This window comes from Streptomyces sp. NPDC086080 (assembly GCF_044540255.1).
Classification (GTDB): Bacteria; Actinomycetota; Actinomycetes; order Streptomycetales; family Streptomycetaceae; genus Streptomyces.
Map to the genome: position 1 here is coordinate 1 of NZ_JBITRU010000047.1, position 17,150 is coordinate 17,150.

The 17,150-nt window shown below is 72.6% G+C and carries 13 protein-coding genes; 5 read left to right on the forward strand and 8 right to left on the reverse strand.

The features are described 5' to 3' along the window. Window positions 1-176 precede the first annotated feature (176 nt). Window positions 177-827 (forward strand): leucine efflux protein LeuE, encoded by a 651-nt coding sequence (gene leuE / locus ACIF9R_RS34385; RefSeq protein WP_399986409.1) that lies wholly within the window; start codon window positions 177-179, stop codon window positions 825-827. Between the two features lie 22 nt (window positions 828-849). On the opposite strand, the gene ACIF9R_RS34390 is transcribed toward leuE, so the two are convergent. The 8 genes from ACIF9R_RS34390 to ACIF9R_RS34425 all read right to left on the reverse strand — a co-directional run bounded on the left by ACIF9R_RS34390 (window position 850) and on the right by ACIF9R_RS34425 (window position 11,932). Continuing rightward, window positions 850-1,776 (reverse strand): class I SAM-dependent methyltransferase, encoded by a 927-nt coding sequence (locus ACIF9R_RS34390; RefSeq protein WP_399986411.1) that lies wholly within the window; start codon window positions 1,774-1,776, stop codon window positions 850-852. A 160-nt stretch (window positions 1,777-1,936) separates the two neighbouring features. After that, complete coding sequence (locus tag ACIF9R_RS34395; protein ID WP_399986413.1) at window positions 1,937-3,031, reverse strand: acyltransferase; 1,095 nt, start codon at window positions 3,029-3,031, stop codon at window positions 1,937-1,939. Between the two features lie 394 nt (window positions 3,032-3,425). Then, window positions 3,426-4,772 (reverse strand): polysialyltransferase family glycosyltransferase, encoded by a 1,347-nt coding sequence (locus ACIF9R_RS34400; RefSeq protein ID WP_399986415.1) that lies wholly within the window; start codon window positions 4,770-4,772, stop codon window positions 3,426-3,428. A gap of 3 nt (window positions 4,773-4,775) precedes the next feature. Next, window positions 4,776-5,741: a glycosyltransferase family 2 protein gene (locus ACIF9R_RS34405; RefSeq protein WP_399986417.1), complete on the reverse strand. Its 966-nt coding sequence runs from the start codon at window positions 5,739-5,741 to the stop codon at window positions 4,776-4,778. Window positions 5,742-5,792: 51 nt separating this feature from the next. Continuing rightward, window positions 5,793-8,162, reverse strand: coding sequence for a polysaccharide pyruvyl transferase family protein (locus tag ACIF9R_RS34410; protein ID WP_399986419.1), 2,370 nt, complete (start codon window positions 8,160-8,162; stop codon window positions 5,793-5,795). Then, complete coding sequence (locus tag ACIF9R_RS34415) at window positions 8,159-9,415, reverse strand: hypothetical protein (RefSeq protein ID WP_399986421.1); 1,257 nt, start codon at window positions 9,413-9,415, stop codon at window positions 8,159-8,161. Before ACIF9R_RS34415 ends, ACIF9R_RS34410 begins: the two co-directional genes overlap by 4 nt. Before the next feature lie 178 nt (window positions 9,416-9,593). Then, window positions 9,594-10,946 carry a polysialyltransferase family glycosyltransferase gene (locus tag ACIF9R_RS34420; RefSeq protein WP_399986423.1) on the reverse strand — a complete coding sequence of 451 codons (1,353 nt, stop codon included), beginning with the start codon at window positions 10,944-10,946 and terminating at the stop codon, window positions 9,594-9,596. Then, on the reverse strand, window positions 10,946-11,932 hold the full coding sequence (locus tag ACIF9R_RS34425) for a glycosyltransferase family 2 protein (protein WP_399986424.1): 987 nt from the start codon (window positions 11,930-11,932) through the stop codon (window positions 10,946-10,948). Before ACIF9R_RS34425 ends, ACIF9R_RS34420 begins: the two co-directional genes overlap by 1 nt. A 198-nt stretch (window positions 11,933-12,130) precedes the next feature. Here ACIF9R_RS34425 and ACIF9R_RS34430 point away from each other — a divergent pair, with 198 nt between their 5' ends. The 4 genes from ACIF9R_RS34430 (at window position 12,131) to ACIF9R_RS34445 (ending at window position 16,849) form a co-directional block, all read left to right on the forward strand. Further along, the gene (locus ACIF9R_RS34430; RefSeq protein WP_399986426.1) at window positions 12,131-13,441 is read left to right on the forward strand and encodes a DUF6716 putative glycosyltransferase; all 1,311 of its coding nucleotides are present in this window, start codon (window positions 12,131-12,133) and stop codon (window positions 13,439-13,441) included. Between the two features lie 44 nt (window positions 13,442-13,485). Next, window positions 13,486-14,739, forward strand: a complete 1,254-nt coding sequence (locus ACIF9R_RS34435) for a cytidylyltransferase domain-containing protein (RefSeq protein WP_399986428.1) — start codon at window positions 13,486-13,488, stop codon at window positions 14,737-14,739. A 13-nt stretch (window positions 14,740-14,752) separates the two neighbouring features. Beyond that, the gene (locus ACIF9R_RS34440) at window positions 14,753-15,691 is read left to right on the forward strand and encodes an N-acetylneuraminate synthase family protein (RefSeq protein ID WP_399986430.1); all 939 of its coding nucleotides are present in this window, start codon (window positions 14,753-14,755) and stop codon (window positions 15,689-15,691) included. A gap of 84 nt (window positions 15,692-15,775) precedes the next feature. Next, on the forward strand, window positions 15,776-16,849 hold the full coding sequence (locus ACIF9R_RS34445; protein WP_399986432.1) for a hypothetical protein: 1,074 nt from the start codon (window positions 15,776-15,778) through the stop codon (window positions 16,847-16,849). Window positions 16,850-17,150: the final 301 nt, after the last annotated feature.

Sequence of the window (17,150 nt, forward strand, 5' to 3'; positions counted from 1 at the left end):
ACGTCCTGTACCCGATGAAGGACGCCCTGAAGGCCCGCGCGACGGTGGGCGAGGTGTGCAACGCGCTGCGCGAGGTGTGGGGCACCTACGTGCCGACCGACGCGTTCTGAGTGCCCCTTTCCCGGTGACCGAGATCATGCGGAGGAGTGTCGCATCGCCGTGCGACACTCCTTTTCATGTTCGGCGTCATCGACCTTCCCACCTATCTGGCGGGCCTGGCCCTCATCATTCTGCTGCCGGGGCCCAATTCGCTGTACGTGCTGTCCGTCGCCGCCCGCAAAGGTGTCCGCACCGGCTATGCGGCGGTGGCGGGTGTGTTCACGGGTGACGCCGTTCTGATGACACTGGCCGCGCTCGGCGCGGCCTCCGTGCTCACGACCACGCCCCTGCTGTTCCTGGTGGTGAAGTACGCCGGCGCCGGATACCTGGCGTGGATGGCGTACGGCATGCTGCGGTCGGCGTGGCGCATGTGGCGGACGCCGGGCGGCCCGGTGCAGGCCGAGGTGCCCGCGATGGCGCCCGCGGAGGAGCGCCCCTACCGCCGCGCGCTGGTGGTGTCGCTGCTCAACCCGAAGGCGATCCTGTTCCTGATCTCCTTCTTCGTGCAGTTCGTCGACCCCGGTTACGCCTATCCCGTGCTCTCCTTCCTCGTCCTCGGGGTCCTGCTCCAGACGGCCAGCTTCCTGTATCTGTCGCTGCTGATCTTCGGCGGCACCCGCCTGGCCGCCCTGTTCCGCCGCAGGCGCCGGCTGGCCGCCGGTGCCACCTCGGCGGCGGGCGCGCTGTTCCTGGGCTTCGCGGCGAAGCTGTCGCTGGCGGGTCCGTAGCGGACGCCGTCCTGCGGGCGGTTCAGGAAGTCCGCAGGAATGCCGACAGTGCCGCCTTGCCGAGGTAGGTGAACCGGGTGTCGCCGGTGAGGTGCTTGTCCAGCGCCTCCTTGATTCCGGGCCACTTGGGGTCGCCGAAGTCGTCCAGGACGACGATCCCGCCCGGGGCGGCGATCTCCTCCGCCCATTCCAGGTCCTTGGCGACCCCCTCGGCCGAATGGTCGCCGTCGACGACGATCACGCCGTAGCGGCGGTCCGAGACGGCCGCCCGGGTGGCGGGGTCCTCGGAGAAGCCCCGCTGGATCCGGGCGGCGACGCCCGCCGGACCGGCCAGGGCGAGATTGGCCCGTACGGCGTGCTCGTCGACCGGCGTGCCGGAGGGGTCGGAGCGGCGCGGGGTGCCGGGCTGGAGCTGCACGCCGGCGAACGGGTCGACGATCGTCACGCTCGGGCTCCGGCCGTCGCGCTCCATCATCCGGATCAGCCCCGCGGAGAACATGCCGTAGAGCGTGCCGATCTCCAGGATCTCGTCGTTCGGCGGGTCCAGCAGGGGGATCGTGCCGAGCTTGCCGCAGATGTTCATGGTGCCCCCGGCGATCCGGCCGACCCCGAGCGACTCCAGCCCGACCAGCAGCCGGTACGCGGTGGCGATATTGCGTTCGGCCGCGCCCCGGTCCCCGGCCAGCTCCGCCACCTCGGACCGCAGCCGGTTCAGCGGTCCGGGGTTCACGATCCGGGAGAGACCCCGGCCGGAGGAGCCGAGCAGCAGTTCCAGGGTGAGCTGCTGACGCTCCACCGTCTCGGCGGTCTCACGGAGCCGCTCTCTGCCCGCCGCGTCCGCGGCCACCGCCGCACGCAGCCGCCGGTCGATCCGCCGGTCGATGAGATCGGCGACCGGCCGTAACAGCCGCCGGGATGCCGAACTGGTGAGCAGGGGACGCGTGTTCATGGATCCGGAGACCTCAATCCGTCGGAAGCGCGGTGGGGGTGGTGTGGCTCACGGTGGTGGACAGGCTAGGCACGCGCCGCCGGCGGGGGAGGGGCACGGAGCCGAGCGGCACACGAACAGTCGGCGAACTCCGCGTGGCGCCGGAGCGCCGGGGCGCCGGTCAGCCGAGCAGACGCCGCAGGTTCAGCCTGCCCCACAGCAGGCTGGCGGCGAACGACAGCACCATCACCGTGACCACCAGACCGGTCAGGAGCAGCCCCGCGACCGGCCTGCTCAGGTCCGGCGACACCAGGGGAGCGACGATCTCCTCCACGAACAGCACATGCACCATGTACGCGCCGAGCGCCGCGCCGGCCAGCTTCCGCAGCACGGGCCGCAGCCTCTCGGGGACCCTGACCCTGCTGATCAGAAGCAGGACGCAGATGCTCATCGCGGCGACGAACAGGTGGGCGTTGGGCATCACGTAGTGGATCTGCGTGTTGTACCAGAGCGCCCCGGCCATGGTCAGCGGCAGCACCAGGTACAGCGGCCACCGCCACCGCAGGGCGCCGGCCGGCAGGGCGAACAGGAGGGCGCCGCCGACCGCGTACACCAGTGAGTAGGTGCCGAATCCCCAGGCAACCGTGGGCATCTCGGCGCCCGTCACCTCGGCGACCGTGGTCAGTACGCTCGGCAGGACCGCGATACCGAGCAGTGCCGCGCCGAGGGTCCAGGGCCGTTTCCCCGCGGTGATCAGCATCGCGAAGGCGAGCAGCGCGATGATGGGGATGTAGTTGTACATGAACCACAGGTGGTAGGCGGGCTGGACGGAGCCGACGAGGGAGTCCGTCGCCAGCTCCGTCATGGGCTTGTCGTTGCGGTCGCGGAGCCAGGCCCAGACGAGGTAGACCGCCGTCCACGCGAAGAGCGGGACGGTGTTGCGGACGATCCGCTGCCACATGCGTGCGCTGTCGCGCGGGGGCGCTCCGACGAGTACGGCCCAGCCGGCTATGGCGAAGTACATGGGGACGGCAAAGGGGTTGATCGCCTCCGCGACATGACCCGCCCAGTAGGTGCCCGGGCCGTTCGTGGGGTCGTTGTCCGTGGAGTGGATGAACTGGGCGCCCACATGGCCCAACATGATGGTCGCGGAGCAGATCAGGCGCAGCAGGTCGATGTCGAAGCGGTGTTCCCGTGGGGGGCGGGGCTTCTGTTCGGGGGCGGCGGTGCTTCCCTGCTGCTGCTGTGGCAGGCGCACGGCGGTGTTGTTGGGCACCGGGTCACTGTGGGGCGGGGTCGTGTACGAGAGTTGACCGGTGGGTGGCAGTGCCGTGACCGGTGCGTCTCGGTTGGTCCGCGGGGGTGCGCTGCGGCTGGGCGGGGGTTGGTTGCGCGGCCCGGCGCCTGCGGGGTGCCGCCCGCGCCCACCCGTGCCGCCCCAGCGGCACGACTGCCCGCGGCTGGGCGGGTTCGGTTGGTCCGCGGGGGTGCGCTGCGGCTGGGCGGGGGTGGGTTGCGCGGCCCGGCGCCTGCGGGGTGCCGCCCGCGCCCACCCGTGCCGCCCCAGCGGCACGACTGCCCGCGGCTGGGCGGGTTCTCGGGTGGTCCGCGGGGTGTGCATCGGCTGGGCGGGTTCGGGTGGCCGTGGCGGGGCGGCTCGGGGACCGCGGTCAGCGGTTTCGGCGGACCGCTCTGCGGACGACGCGTTTGGCGCGGCCTGCCTGGATCCGTGCGCGGGTGCGTGGCGTGCTGCCCGGCAACGCCAGCTCGGCCAGGCGGAGTTCGGGGAAGTAGTAGCCGGGGGTGGCGGGCAGGTGGGTGTGCAGCCAGTCGGCCGTCGTGTCCCGCAGGCCGGCGTAGGTCTTGGGCTGCATGCAGAAGCCGATCGCCCGGACCAGGGGGGACAGGGTGTCCGGGGCCGGGCCCAGCACCGCCGGGGACTCCCCGAGTTCCAGGTCCGGGACCAGGTGGTCGATCACGGCCAGCGGCACCCGGTTGCTGTTCGGGTAGGGCTTGAGGCGTCCCATCACCAGCCCTGTCCCCACCCGGGCGACGGGCACGTCGTAGTAGGCGGACGCGGTCACCATCGCCGTGGAGAAACAGCCGACGACGAGTTCGGGACGGCAGTGCCGGTACAGCGTCTCGGCCAGCAGCGGCGCGTCCAGCACGGTGAGCCGTACGCCCGCGTCCGCCGCCGCCTTGCCGAGCGCCGCCGAGTAGCCCGCAGGGGCGGTCGGGTGCGGCTTGAAGACGAGGGACCGGTGCCCCGCGCGCACGGCCCCGGTGAGCATGCGGACGTGGAGCTCCTCCTCCTCCCGCGCGCTCAGGATGTTGATCGCCGCGAGGTACTGGCCGAGCAGCACGGCGGTCGGCGCCTCGTCGAGCGCGGGTGCGAGCCGCGGGTCGTCCGCCGCGTCGCGGGAGATCTCGTCCAGCACCCCGCGGAACGCCGCGTCGGGGACGACCACCGGTTCCACTCCGTACTCGGACAGCAGCATCGGCCGCAGACCGCGGACGAGGTCGAGATGCAGCAGCCGCCGGATGCGGCGGGCGATGGTCAGCGGGAGCTTCTCCCGGGTCGGGCCGTAGCTCATCAGACCGTCCGCGTAGACGTCGACGGCGGCCTCCGTGAAGATCGCCGCGAGCGCGCGGGCCGGGTTGGCCTGGATCGACTCGACCGCGAGTTCGACCATGTCCCCTTCGTCGATGCCCCACAGCAGACGGAACGCCCGCTGCCACAGCACCAGGTCGTTGCCGCGCGGACCCCAGGCGCTCGGGTGGTACGGACTGATCGCCTCGTTCCAGCTCACCACCGCGTCGAACCGGCCGGCGATCGGCCCGTAGCCGTGCATCTCGTCCAGGCGCAGGGCGGTCTCCGGTACGGCGGCGTTGTTGCAGACCAGCAGGACGCGACGGGCGCTGCCGCGCGGTCCGAACAGACCCGCGTCCAGCGCCGCGGCCAGGGTGGCGGCTCCGTAGAGGGTGGAGACCTGGAAGATCTGGGTGGTGCGATGCATGGGTCAGGCAGCCTTCCGCCCGTCGCGCAGGCGGCCGAGCAGCCTGCTCCGGGTGCTGTCGATGGTGGCGAGGGTCTCCTCCAGCGCGTGCTGGGGCATGCGGTGCAGCGCCTCCCGCGCCTCCCGCCGCAACCGCTGGGCCGCCGAGGGCTCGTACTCGTCCGCCTTGCCGATGTGGAAGGCGATCATGGCGCAGTAGGTGCGTACGGCCTTGAGGAGGAACCGGTCGCACTCCGGGTCGGCCCGCACATCCCGCAGCAGCGTGTCGTACGCCGGGATGAAGTCCAGCTGGCGGGAGTCCTTGACCTGGGTCAGGGAGGTCGCGACGCCACGCCGGTAGAACACCCCGTGCAGGCCGAGCGAGGCGTACGTCCGGGCCTTCAGATGCAGCCGCCAGATCCACAACCGGTCCTCGGCCGTGCGGAGTTCGGTCACGAACCGCATACCGCCGTCGGCGAAGAGGTGCCGGCGGTAGATGCCCGCCCAGACGAAGGGGTAGTCGACCATCGTCTCGGTGTCGGCCGGCATGATCCCGTCGCGCGGATCCATCACCGCTCCCCGCACCGCGGCCGGGGGCCGTTTGATCACCCGCTCGGTGCCGGTGGCCTGGACATGATCCGTCCGGGCGAAGTCGCAGCCCAGTTCCTCCATGGCGGTCACCATCCCGGCGAGATGCCCCGGCCCGTACCAGTCGTCGCCGTCGAGGAACGTGAGGAACTCGCCCTCGGCCGCGTCGATACCGGTGTTGCGGGCCTGGGCGATGCCCATGTTCCGCTCGTGCCGGAGCACCCGCGCGCCCGGGAGCTTCTCCGCCCAGCGGTCGATCACCCAGGGTGTGGCATCCGTGGAACAGTCGTCGACGAGCAGGAACTCCATGCCGGGGCCGGCGTTGACGGCCAGACTGCGCAGCGTGCTCTCGGCGAACGGTTCCACATTGTGCATGGGGACGACAACGGACAGTTTCGGCACGTGGGCCTCACCTCAGGTGGTTCGAAAACGGCGGCGGATGATCTCGACGGCTCAGTTCGGTCCGAAAACCTCCCGGAGTTCGTCGAGGTTCGACCGGGTGGTCTCCCACAGGAACTTCTGCGCGTCGTGCACCTCCGCCACGGCGGCCGGATGGTCGTCGAGGACCGCCGTCGCCCGCTCCAGGAGCCGGGGACCGAGGTGCCGGTCGTGCACCGAGAGTCCCCACTCCTCGCGGCCGATGTCGGACAGGAAGTAGGCGAGCTTCGGATGGGAGACCAGGCTGAGGATCGGGGTGCCACAGCCGAAGGGGATCATCCCCGCGTGCCCGCGCATCCCGATCACCAGCCGTGACCGGCGGAACAGGTCACGGATCCCGTCGTTGGTCATGTCGTACCACTGGTCGACGGGCAGGGAGATCCCGTGCTCCCGGCGCAGGTCGTGCACGAACTTCTCGTCGGCGGGCATGTGCGCCGCGTACCGTACGCCGGCCCGGTCCCGCAGGCCGCGCAGCGCGGCGGCCATCTGGGCCAGGAAATCTCCGTAGTCGTGGCCGAAGCGAAGACCGGCGCGGTCGTACGCGCAGTTGACCAGGACGGTGTCGTCCCGCACCACCGGGTCGGACAGGCCGGGCTGGAGGTACCGGGCCACCGTGGTGGGGCAGGGCTGGTAGCGCACCCGGTCGCGCAGTCCGGCGGGGAGCAGTTCGCGGACGCGTTCGATGGAGCCGTGGTTGCGCAGCCCGAAGAAGGCCGAGCGCTCGACGAGGACCCGCAGGCTCCCGGCGAACCGGTTCCGGCGGTAGAGCTGCCCGTCGAACACGTTGTAGCCGACCGCGAACACCGCCAGCGGGGCGGTCAGCCGGGACAGCAGGGCGTCCGGGATGTTCCACTGCCAGTGGCTGTTGCCGTTGGGGGAGGTGTCGGGGAGGAACAGTCCGCCGCCGCCGACGACCACCCCGCGCCGCGCGTTGAGTTCCTCCAGCGCCGCCTCGTCGACCAGCCGGTGCACCGGCTGCTGGTACCAGGCACGCGGTCCGGTGTCGGTGCCGAAGCACATCCGCACGGCCTCCGGCAGCACCTTGTCGCCCGCGTTCTCCTGCCCCTCGGCGAACAGCGCCACATGCGCCAGCTGCTCCCCGGCCGCGACCGGTGCCGGCCCCAATGCCGGCCCCAATGCCGGACCCGATGCCGGACCCGATGCCGGCCCCGACTCCGGCTCCGATGCCGACTCCGGCCCCGACTCCGGCTCCGGCCGGTCCTGCGTACGCGTGCGGACGTACCAGCTGTGGCATCCGGCGTCGGTCGGATCGGCCTCCAGCCCCGCACGGGCGTAGGCGTGCGCGTCCGTGTCCCGGCCGCACAGCCAGGCCAGCCGCGCGAGCTGGGCGAAGGCGCGCGGCGCCGTGTCGGGTGACGCCGCGGCCAGCAGCAGCCGTGCCTCCGCCTCCTCGTAGCGCGACAGCGCCATCAGACAGACGCCCAGCGTCTCCTGGCAGCGCGGCGCGTCCAGCCGGTCGCCGACCACCGGGGCGAGCACGTCCACGGCCTCGTCGTAACGGCCCTGTCTGCGGTACACGTCGGCGACCGTACGGGCGAGACCGAGCGAGGGACGCGCCCGCAGCAGCGGCGGCGCCAGGTGTGCCAGCAGGTCGGCGTGCTTCTCGCCGGGCAGGGCGCAGTACGCGGCGCGGAACTCCTCGTCCCCCATCTCGAAGCGGCGCCGCGCCGCGGCGGCCGGAGCGTACCCGGGCTCGTCGGACGGGCCGGGGAAGCGCAGCACGGCGACCTGGGCGGGCACCGGCGTGTCGTCGTACAGCCGGCGGGTGAGGAAGTCGTACCGCGCGTCGAGCGGCGTCAGGACCCCCTCGAGCACCGACCCCCAGTCGCTGTCGCTGTCGCTGTCGCTGTCGCCGTCGCCATCGCCGAGCCGGTCCACCACGGCGTCGTCCACATCGGCGCGCCGCACCACCAGCAGCCCGTCCGGCAGGACCGTACGCCGCTCATCGCCCCCTCGGTCCACGAGCACCTGCGGTACGGCGCCCACCCCGTGCCGCATCCGCAGCAGCTCACCGATGTCCCCCAGCACGACCATGGTGGGGGAGAGGGCGACGACGGTGTCGTAACCCTCCAGCCGGAACACGTCCCGGCGGCTGTCCGCGCGGCGCGTGACCAGACGCGGGTGCAGCCCGCGCAGGGCGTCGAACGACGCGTCCGGCAGCCCCGGGTGCAGCACCACGAAGTCCTCGCACACGCCCGGGTTGGTGAGCGCCAGACTGCGCAGCAGGGTGGCCAGGGAGGGCAGGCACCCGGCGTCGGTGTGGACGGCGAAGGCGATCCGGCGCCGGCCGGTGACGGTGCTCCGGTCATCGGCGCCGGCGGCCCCGGAGGCCCGGGCGGAGGCGGAGGCGGAGGAGCGGGTCATCGCAGGGCAATCCTCATCGTGCCGGCGTCGACGTGCGTCGCGCGGTCCATGACCCATTCGGCCTCCGCGGGCCGCAGCCGGCCGGGCTTGTCGAAGCCGATGAGGTCCAGGCGGGGGCTGACATCCAGGAAGTCCAGCAGCCGCAGCACGGTGAAGGCGGTGCCGGTCCCCGCGCCCCAGTGGTCCTCGCCCAGCAGCGCCGGATCGTTCAGGGGCCGCCGCAGCGAGACGTCACCGACCTGGTCCTGCGCCCCGGCGACGAGCCGCTCCCGTACCGCGCGGCGCCAGGTCCCGGCCGGGTCGCCGAACACCAGCCGGATCCCGGCCCGCCGCGACCACGAGGGCCCTTCCCACGGCGCGTCGCCGCGCAGCGAGACGGCGTGCAGTCCGGTGCGCTCACCGGTGCCCTCCGCGCGGATACGGAACGCGTCGCAGCGCACCACCAGGTCGTAGCCGTCGATCTCCGCGCCCAGCGTGCTGCCGGCGACTTCCGCGGCGTTGGAGACCACGCACACCGTCCGTCCGGCGAGCAGCGCCCGCAGGCCGCCGACACCGATCGGGGTGCTCCCGCCCAGCAGCGGATCGGGCAGCGCGGACCGTTCGAGGAGCCGCCGGTAGGTGCCGTAGAGCTCCAGCAGGCGCCGAACGGCGGGATCGCCCATACCGCGCTCGGCGACCCGTGCCCGGACCTGGGCGGCGAACACCCCGTCCGCGCCGCCCGTGGACCGGCCGGCCGCCTCGCGCAGCACCTCACCTGACCCGGGAAGGAGCGTGGCGGCCTCCTCCAGACACTCCCGCCGACGCCGCAAGGTGCCGATCCGGCGGGCGACCGCCTCCGCCGTGTCACCGTCCTGGTACAGGGCGAGGCAGCGGCCGTAGCACTCCAGTGCCTCCTCGTCGCGCCCCAGCCCGTCCAGCGCCAGGCCGCGCAGCCGCCAGGCCTTCTTGGACCGCTCCCGGAGCTCGGTCGAGGTCTCGGCGACACCGAGCGCCAGGCTCAGCCCGTCCTCCCCGCCGGCTTCCAGCGCGCGCTCGCCGACCTGGAGCAGGGCGTCGAAGGGGTCGGCCGACGGGGTGCCGAGGGAGGCGGCGAGCACACCTACCGCGCGGGTGAGGGGGGCGTCATGGGGAGCGGACCGGTCGCCCCGGGCCGCCAGATACTCACCGCACAGGCGCATGCCCCGGGCGTACAGTGCGGGCCTGGCGGCCTCTTTCTGCCGTGCCTTGAGCAGTCCCGCCAGGGGGTTCGTCATCCGTTCCACCGTCCTGAGTTCGGAGGCCGAATGTGCCCCAGTTCAACGGTCCGCCGGTGGCGACCGGATGGACGAGGGGTGAACAGTCCCCCTCCAGCAGTCGCCGACGTGTCCGGGTGCCGGAATGCAGGGCTCCCCGGGTGCCGGTACCCTGACCTGCCCGCATCGCATCGCATCGCTAGCCCCGCACGGCCTTCCTCAGCGCCCGCGCCCGCCGCACCACCCGGCGCGCGGTGGCGTTGCGGGGCAGGAACGCCAGCCGGTCCGGAATGCCGCCGGGCAGCCCCAGCGACGTGAGCCGCTTGCGCCGGAACCAGTGCTGCCCGCGGTGCCCGTCGTGCCCGCCCGGCCCGAAGTGCCGGGCGAGGTAATGCTCGGCGGCCGGGCGCAGGGACGGGTGGACCTGCGGCTGCATGGTGAATCCGAGCGCGGTCACGAGGCCGTTCAGCTCGTCCGCCGGAAGCGGGGCCTGGCCGCCGTCCCCGCCCTCCGGGCCCGGCAGCAGCGCCTCGGCCAGGACGGCCGGGACCCGGTGGCCGTTCTGGTAGGGCGTCAGCCGCTCCAGGAGGCGCTCGGTGCCGACGCGGGCGACCGGCAGGCCGTACAGCGCGGACGCCGTGAACAGCGCCGTCGAGGAGCAGCCGACGACCAGCGCCGGGCGGGACGTCTCGAACAGCACCTCGGCGGGCACGGGGGAGTCCAGGACGGTGAGGTCCACACCGAGCCGCTCCGCCTCGGTCCGCAGCGCGCCGCCGTGCCGGACCTCGGAGGCGGGGTGCGGCGCGAACACGGCGGCGCGGTGGCCGCGTTCGGCCGCCTCCCGCAGCATCCGCACCTGCAGCGCGTCCTCCTCGCCCGCGCCGTGGACGCCGAGCGCGGCCAGGCTCTGCCCCACCAGCAGCGCCGCGTTGTCCGGCAGCTCCGGCAACGCGCCCGCCGCCGCGGACAGTTCCCGGACCACCTTCAGGAAGGCATCCGTCGGCACCACCCGCGCCGGCACACCGAACTCGGTCAGCAGCAGCGGTGCCACGCCCGGCACCAGGTCCAGGTGCAGCACCTGCCGTACCCGGGTGCCGATCAGCGGGTCGAGCTTGCCCCGGGTGGGCCCGTAGCCCGCAGGACCGCCCGCGTGGACGTGCAGGGGGGCACCGGTGAACACCTGGGCCACCGCGAGCGCCCACCCCGTGTCCGGGGACTCCAGCACCAGTTCCACCCGGTCCTCGCCGAGCCCCCACAGCAGCCGCAGATGACGCTCCAGGAGCGGGACGTCCTCGGTACGCGGCGTCCAGGCCGCCGGGTGGAAGGGCCGGACCGCCTCGTTCCAGGACAGCACCTCGTCGAAGGGGGCGCGCAGCGAGGCGAAGCCCGGTATCCCGTCCGGTGCCGGGGCGGCCTCCGGCACCGCGGCGGCGTTGCAGACCAGCAGCACCCGCCGCTCGGCGGCCGCGAAGCAGTCGGCCCCGATCGCCGCCGCCAGCACGGCGACCGCGTGCGGCGTCGAAGCGCAGAAGATCTGAGTGGTACGGGTCATCACGCGGCATCCCTTCCCGCACCGGCCCGGCGCCGCAGCCGCCGCAGCCGGGCGGAACGGTTCAGGTCCATGGTGTCCAGTACGTCGTCGAGCACGTCCTGCGGCATCCGCCGGAGCGCCGCCGCGCTCATCGTCCGCAGCTTCCGGGCCACGGCCGGTTCGAACTTGTCCCACTCGGCCAGATGGTGGGCGATGATCGCGCAGTACGTCCGCACCGCCTTGGGCAGCAGCAGGGCGGCGTCCCGGTCGGCCGACGTCTCCTCGACGATCCGGTCGAAGGCGCGCAGGAAGTCGAGCTGGCGGGCATCGCCGATCCGGGTGAGGGAGGAGGCGACCCCGCGCCGGTAGAACACGCCCAGCAGATCGGTCACGGCGAACGACTCCGCCTCACGGTGCAGCCTCCAGGTCCACGGCCGGTCCTCGGCCGTGCGCAGGCTCGCGTCGAAGTGCAGCAGTCCCCGTTCCAGCAGCCGCCGGTGGTAGACACCGGCCCAGACGGACACATAGTCCACCGAGGTCGTCCGGTCCGCCGGCAGGATCGCCTCCCGCGGGTTCAGTACCTCGCCCCGGAGACCGACCGGCACCCGGCGCACGGTCCGGGCGCGGTCGGTGACCTGGATCTGGTCGGTGCGGACGAAGTCGCACCCCAGCTCCTCGGCGACCGCCACCAGCCGGGACAGATGGCCCGGGGCCAGCCAGTCGCCGCCGTCCAGGAAGACCAGGTACTCGCCGCGTGCCGCGTCCAGTCCGGTGTTGCGCGCGGCGGACACCCCGCGATTGCCGTCGTGGCGGAGGTGGCGGACCTGGGCGACGGCCGAGAGTTCCCCGGCCGCGCGCTCGAGAATGTGCTGGGTCCCGTCCTGGGAATGGTCGTCGACCAAAAGGAACTCGAAGTCCGGCCGGGCATTCAGGCGAAGACTTCTGAGGGTGTCCGGCGCGTGCGGCCGGACGTTGTGGAAGGGGACGATCACGGAAAGCTTCGGCACCCGGAAAACGTTAGGAGCCCGTCCGGATCGGCAACTTTCCGTTGGCCGTACAGGGCGTGAACTCCATGTGTCGGTACGGTGTATCGCGTCTACGTGCCGTGATTTCGCGGGCCGGTTCGGCTCTCGGTGGGGTGTTGTTAACTTTTCGTTGATTCGCGGTTGGGCCGTACCTAGAATTTGCTTCCTAGCGTCTGGGGTGTGCCAGCAAGTGCAATGAAGCCCCTGAGAGTGGCGGTCCTCGCGGATTCCGACACCCGGTGGAAATGGGGCGCGCTCACCGCGAACCGCATCGCTCCGCGGGACATCCGTCTGGACGGATATCTTCTGCGGGGCCGCGCCACGCCCACCGCCCGTCAGCTCGGCGAGGTCGGCGTCCGCGCGGACTCCCTCCGGGAGGTCACCGCGGTCGAGTTCCTGCGCGCGATGCGTGAGGAGTCCTGCGACATCCTCGTGCTCGCCCTGGTCGGCGGTGGTGTGCAGGCGATGCTGCACGGGCTGAACCGGGCCTGGGAGGACCGGGCCGACCGGCCCGTCGTCGTCACCGGATACGTCGGTGTCGTCTACGAGAAGCTCGCCGACGGCCTGCTGCTCCGCCACGGCGCGGACCTGGTGCTGGCCAACTCCCGCCAGGACGCGGACCGTTTCCGCGCCGTGTACGAAGGAGTGGGCGCCGACGCCGACGCGGTGACCGAGGTCGCGCTGCCCTTCCTGGGCGGTGCCCCCTACACCGGCGAACACGACCCCTACACGGTGGTGTTCGCCGCCCAGCCGTCCGTCCCGGACAGCCGCAGGGACCGTACGTACCTGCTGAACCGGCTGGTGGAGCACGCCCGCAGGCACCCGGAACGCGAGGTGCTGCTGAAGCTGCGCTCCAAGCCCGGCGAACACACCACGCACCTCGAGGAACTGCCCTACCAGAAGCTGGCCCAGCGACTCGACCCGCCCGCCAACTTCCGCCTGGTCTACGGGCACATGGGTGACGTCCTCGACCGTACCGACCTCCTGGTCACCGTCAGTTCCACGGCCGCCCTGGAATCACTGCACCGCCGCATCCCCACCGTGGTCCTCACCGACCTCGGCATCCGGGAGGCGCTCGGCAACCACCACTTCGTCGGCTCCGGCTGCCTCGCCTCCTGGGACCGGCTCGACGCCGGCCACCGCCCGCGGCCGGACGCGCAATGGGTGGCCCGGCAAGGCGTCGCCACCGGCGGCGGCACGTACGAGACGGCCTTCGACGCCGCCCGGGAACGCATCGCCGCCCTGCTCGGCCGCCCCGGCGGACTCCCGCCGCTGACCCCGTACTACACACCCGCCACCGCGCCCGGCTATCTGCCCGGCATCCTCGCCCGCCACCACCTCGGCCCGGACGGCACACCGCTGCCCGGCGCGCCCGCCGCCGACAGGGAGCCAGGACCGGTCCGGCAGATCGTGCGCCGCGCCGCACGCGGCGCCTACCGGCACGGCGTGCAGCGCGTGGCCCCCGTGATCCGCCGGATGGGCGAGCTGTGACCACCCGGGCCGCCACCCCGAACCCCGCTCGAGGAGCTGATCCCATGTCCAACCCGCCGGCGGTACGCCGGGTACTCGCCGTCATCCCCGCGCGCGGCGGCTCCAAGGGCGTGCCCGCGAAGAACCTCGCCCCCGTCGGAGGCGTCCCCCTGGTGGCGCGAGCCGTGCGCGAGTGCCTGGCCGCGCGGACGGTCACGGACGTCGTCGTCTCCACCGACGACCAGGCCATCGCCGCCGCCGCGCGACAGGCCGGCGCCGAGGTCGTGCTGCGGCCCGCCGCCATCGCCGGAGACACCGCCACCTCCGAGGCGGCCGTCCTGCACGCCATGGAGTCCCACGAGGCCCTGCACGGCGCCCCGGTGGACGTGGTCCTGCTCGTGCAGTGCACCAGCCCCTTCCTGCTCCGCGAGGACATCGACGGTGTGGCCGCCGCGGTCGCCGACGGCGGCGCCGACACGGCGGTGACCGTCGCCCCGTTCCACGGCTTCCTCTGGCGCGACGCCGGTGAGGGAAGCACCGAGGGCGGCTACGGCGTCAACCACGACAAGTCCTTCCGCCCCCGCCGCCAGGACCGGCCCCAGGACCTCCTGGAGACCGGCGCCGCCTACGCCATGGACGCGGCCGGGTTCCGCGAGCACCAGCACCGCTTCTTCGGCCGCACCGAACCCGTGCGCACCGACCCGGCCCGCGTCCTGGAGATCGACGACCCGCACGAACTCGCCCGGGCCCGCGCCCTCGCACCGCTCTTCGACGCCGACCTCCCCCACTCTCGGCTTCGCTCGACCGGGGGGACCCCCATCGGCGCCCTCCCGACCGCGGCCGACATCGACGCGGTCGTCCTCGACTTCGACGGCACCCAGACCGACGACCGGGTGCTGATCGACTCCGAGGGACAGGAGTTCGTCGCCGTGCACCGCGGTGACGGACTCGGCATCGCGGCCCTGCGCCGCAGCGGCCTGAAGCTGCTGATCCTGTCCACGGAACAGAACCCGGTCGTCGCCGCCCGCGCACGCAAGCTCAAGCTCCCCGTGCTGCACGGCATCGACCGCAAGGACCTCGCCCTCAAGCAGTGGTGCGAGGAACAGGGCATCGCGCCGGAGCGCGTGCTCTACGTCGGCAACGACGTCAACGACCTCCCGTGCTTCGCCCTCGTCGGCTGGCCCGTGGCGGTCGCGAGCGCCCACGACGTCGTACGCGGCGCCGCACGCGCGGTCACCACCCTCCCCGGCGGTGACGGCGCGATCCGAGAGATCGCCGGCTGGATCCTCGGTCCCTCTCTCGATTCCCTCCCCACCTAAGGAAACCCCGGACATGAGCACCAACTCCCGCATCCGCACGCTCGGTTCCCGCGAGGCAGGCCCCGGCCGCCCCGTCTACGTCACCGGCGAGATCGGCATCAACCACAACGGTGACATCGAGAACGCGTTCAAGCTGATCGACGCCGCCGCCGAGGCCGGCTGCGACGCCGTCAAGTTCCAGAAGCGCACGCCGGAGATCTGCACCCCGCGCGACCAGTGGGACATCGAGCGGGACACCCCCTGGGGCCGGATGACGTACATCGACTACCGCCACCGCGTGGAGTTCGGCGAGGACGAGTACCGCCAGATCGACGACTACTGCACGTCCAAGAACATCGACTGGTTCGCCTCCCCGTGGGACACCGAGGCCGTCGCCTTCCTGGAAAAGTTCGACGTCCCCGCCCACAAGGTCGCCTCGGCCTCCCTCACCGACGACGAGCTGCTGCGCGCCCTGCGGTCCACCGGCCGCACGATCATCCTCTCCACCGGCATGTCCACCCCGAAGCAGATCCGCCACGCGGTCGAGGTCCTGGGCTCGGACAACATCCTGCTCTGCCACGCCACCTCCACCTACCCGGCGAAGGCCGAGGAGCTCAACCTGCGGGTCATCCACACCCTCCAGCAGGAGTACCCGAACGTCCCGATCGGCTACTCCGGCCACGAGACCGGTCTGCAGACCACCCTCGCCGCCGTCGCCCTCGGCGCCGCCTTCGTCGAGCGCCACATCACCCTCGACCGCGCCATGTGGGGCTCCGACCAGGCCGCCTCCGTCGAGCCGCAGGGCCTGACCCGCCTCGTCCGCGACATCCGCACCATCGAGGCGTCCCTCGGCGACGGCGTGAAGAAGGTCTACGAGTCCGAGCTGGGCCCGATGAAGAAGCTGCGCCGCGTCGCGGGCGCGGTCGCCGAGGCGGAGATCGCCACGGCCGCCGGCGAACCGCTGACCGTCTGACCCCCACCCCTCACCCCACCCTCCACCCACCCTCCACCCCACCCTCCATCCCATCCTTACGACGACGGGAACGGTCGTACGTCGATGAGCCCCCGCGCCGGCCTGCCCGGCCCCCACACCCTCGCCTTCGTCGAGAGCCCGGTACAGCTGCTCAACGTGCTGGAGTGGGCGCACGCGCACACGCCCGGCGTGGGGCTCACCTTCGTGGTGCTGTCCCCTGTCGACCCGATGACCCGCGGCCAGCTGCGCCGGATGGCGGAGCTGGCCCGCGAGGAGGGCCACGAGATCCGCTGGGAGGAGGCCCGCGGGGGAGCGGGCGCCCCGCTGCGGACGGTCGGCGGACTGGCCGGGCCGCTGCGCCGGGCCGGCCGCGTCGTCCTGGGCGACCCCTTCTCCCGCTACGTCCAACTGCTGCTGACGATCACCCGTGCCCGGGAGATCGTGGTGGTCGACGACGGCACCGCGACCATGGAGTTCGTCGGCCAGCTGGCCCGCGGCGAACGCCTGGTGCGCTGGCACCGCAAGGGCGGCCGCCCGGGCCCGCGCGACCTCATCCTCGCCCCCGTGTCCGCCGCCGCGCGGCGGCGGCTCACCCCCGGCGGGAACCGCGCGGTGGAGGTCTTCACCTCCATGCCCCTGGAGGACACCCCGCCCGGAGTCACCGTCCGCGCCCACACCTTCGCCTGGACCCGGGACCGCTTCGGCCCGCCCCGCATCACCCAGGGTGCCGATCTGGTGGGCACCTCGCTGGTGGAGACCGGCGTGGTGGACGGCGACGCCTACGTGGACGCCGTCCGCGCCCTGGTGAGGACGCACGGCGCCCGTCGCTACTTCGCCCACCGCCGCGAGAACACCTTGAAACTCCACCGGCTGGCGGTCGAGACGGGCCTGGAGATCGTCCGCCCCGAACTCCCCCTGGAACTGATCGCCCGCCGCGGCCCCATCGGCCGCACCGTCCTCAGCTTCCCGTCCACGGTCGTCCACACCCTCCCGCTCGCCCTGACCGGTACGGACGTCCGCGTGACGGTCTGCGACATCGACCCCGCCTGGCTGACCAGGACCGCCTCCCCCCGCGCACAGGGCTTCCTGTCCGGGGTGACGAACACCGCGCGGAACATCCACCGCCTCCCGACGATGGCTGCCCCCGCCGGCCCGTAACCCCCTCCGCCCCGGCCTCCCCGCCTCGCCCCGCCGCGCCCGGCTGTCCGCCAGATGAACCGGTCCGCGTGGTCTGGGCCGAGCGTGGTATCCGTGAAGAGGTGGATGGGTGCCGGAGCCACGGATGCGACTGTGACGTGTGTCATGTTCCGGCAGGTCATGGGGCCTAGACCCCGCAGAGGAGCGGCGAGTTTACCCATCCCGATTGACAGCTATGCGTAGGGCAGTCGATTTTTCTTCGCCTGACGGGCTGATTTTTCTTGATCGAGGGTCAGTAGTCGGCTTCGGCGCCCTACTCTTC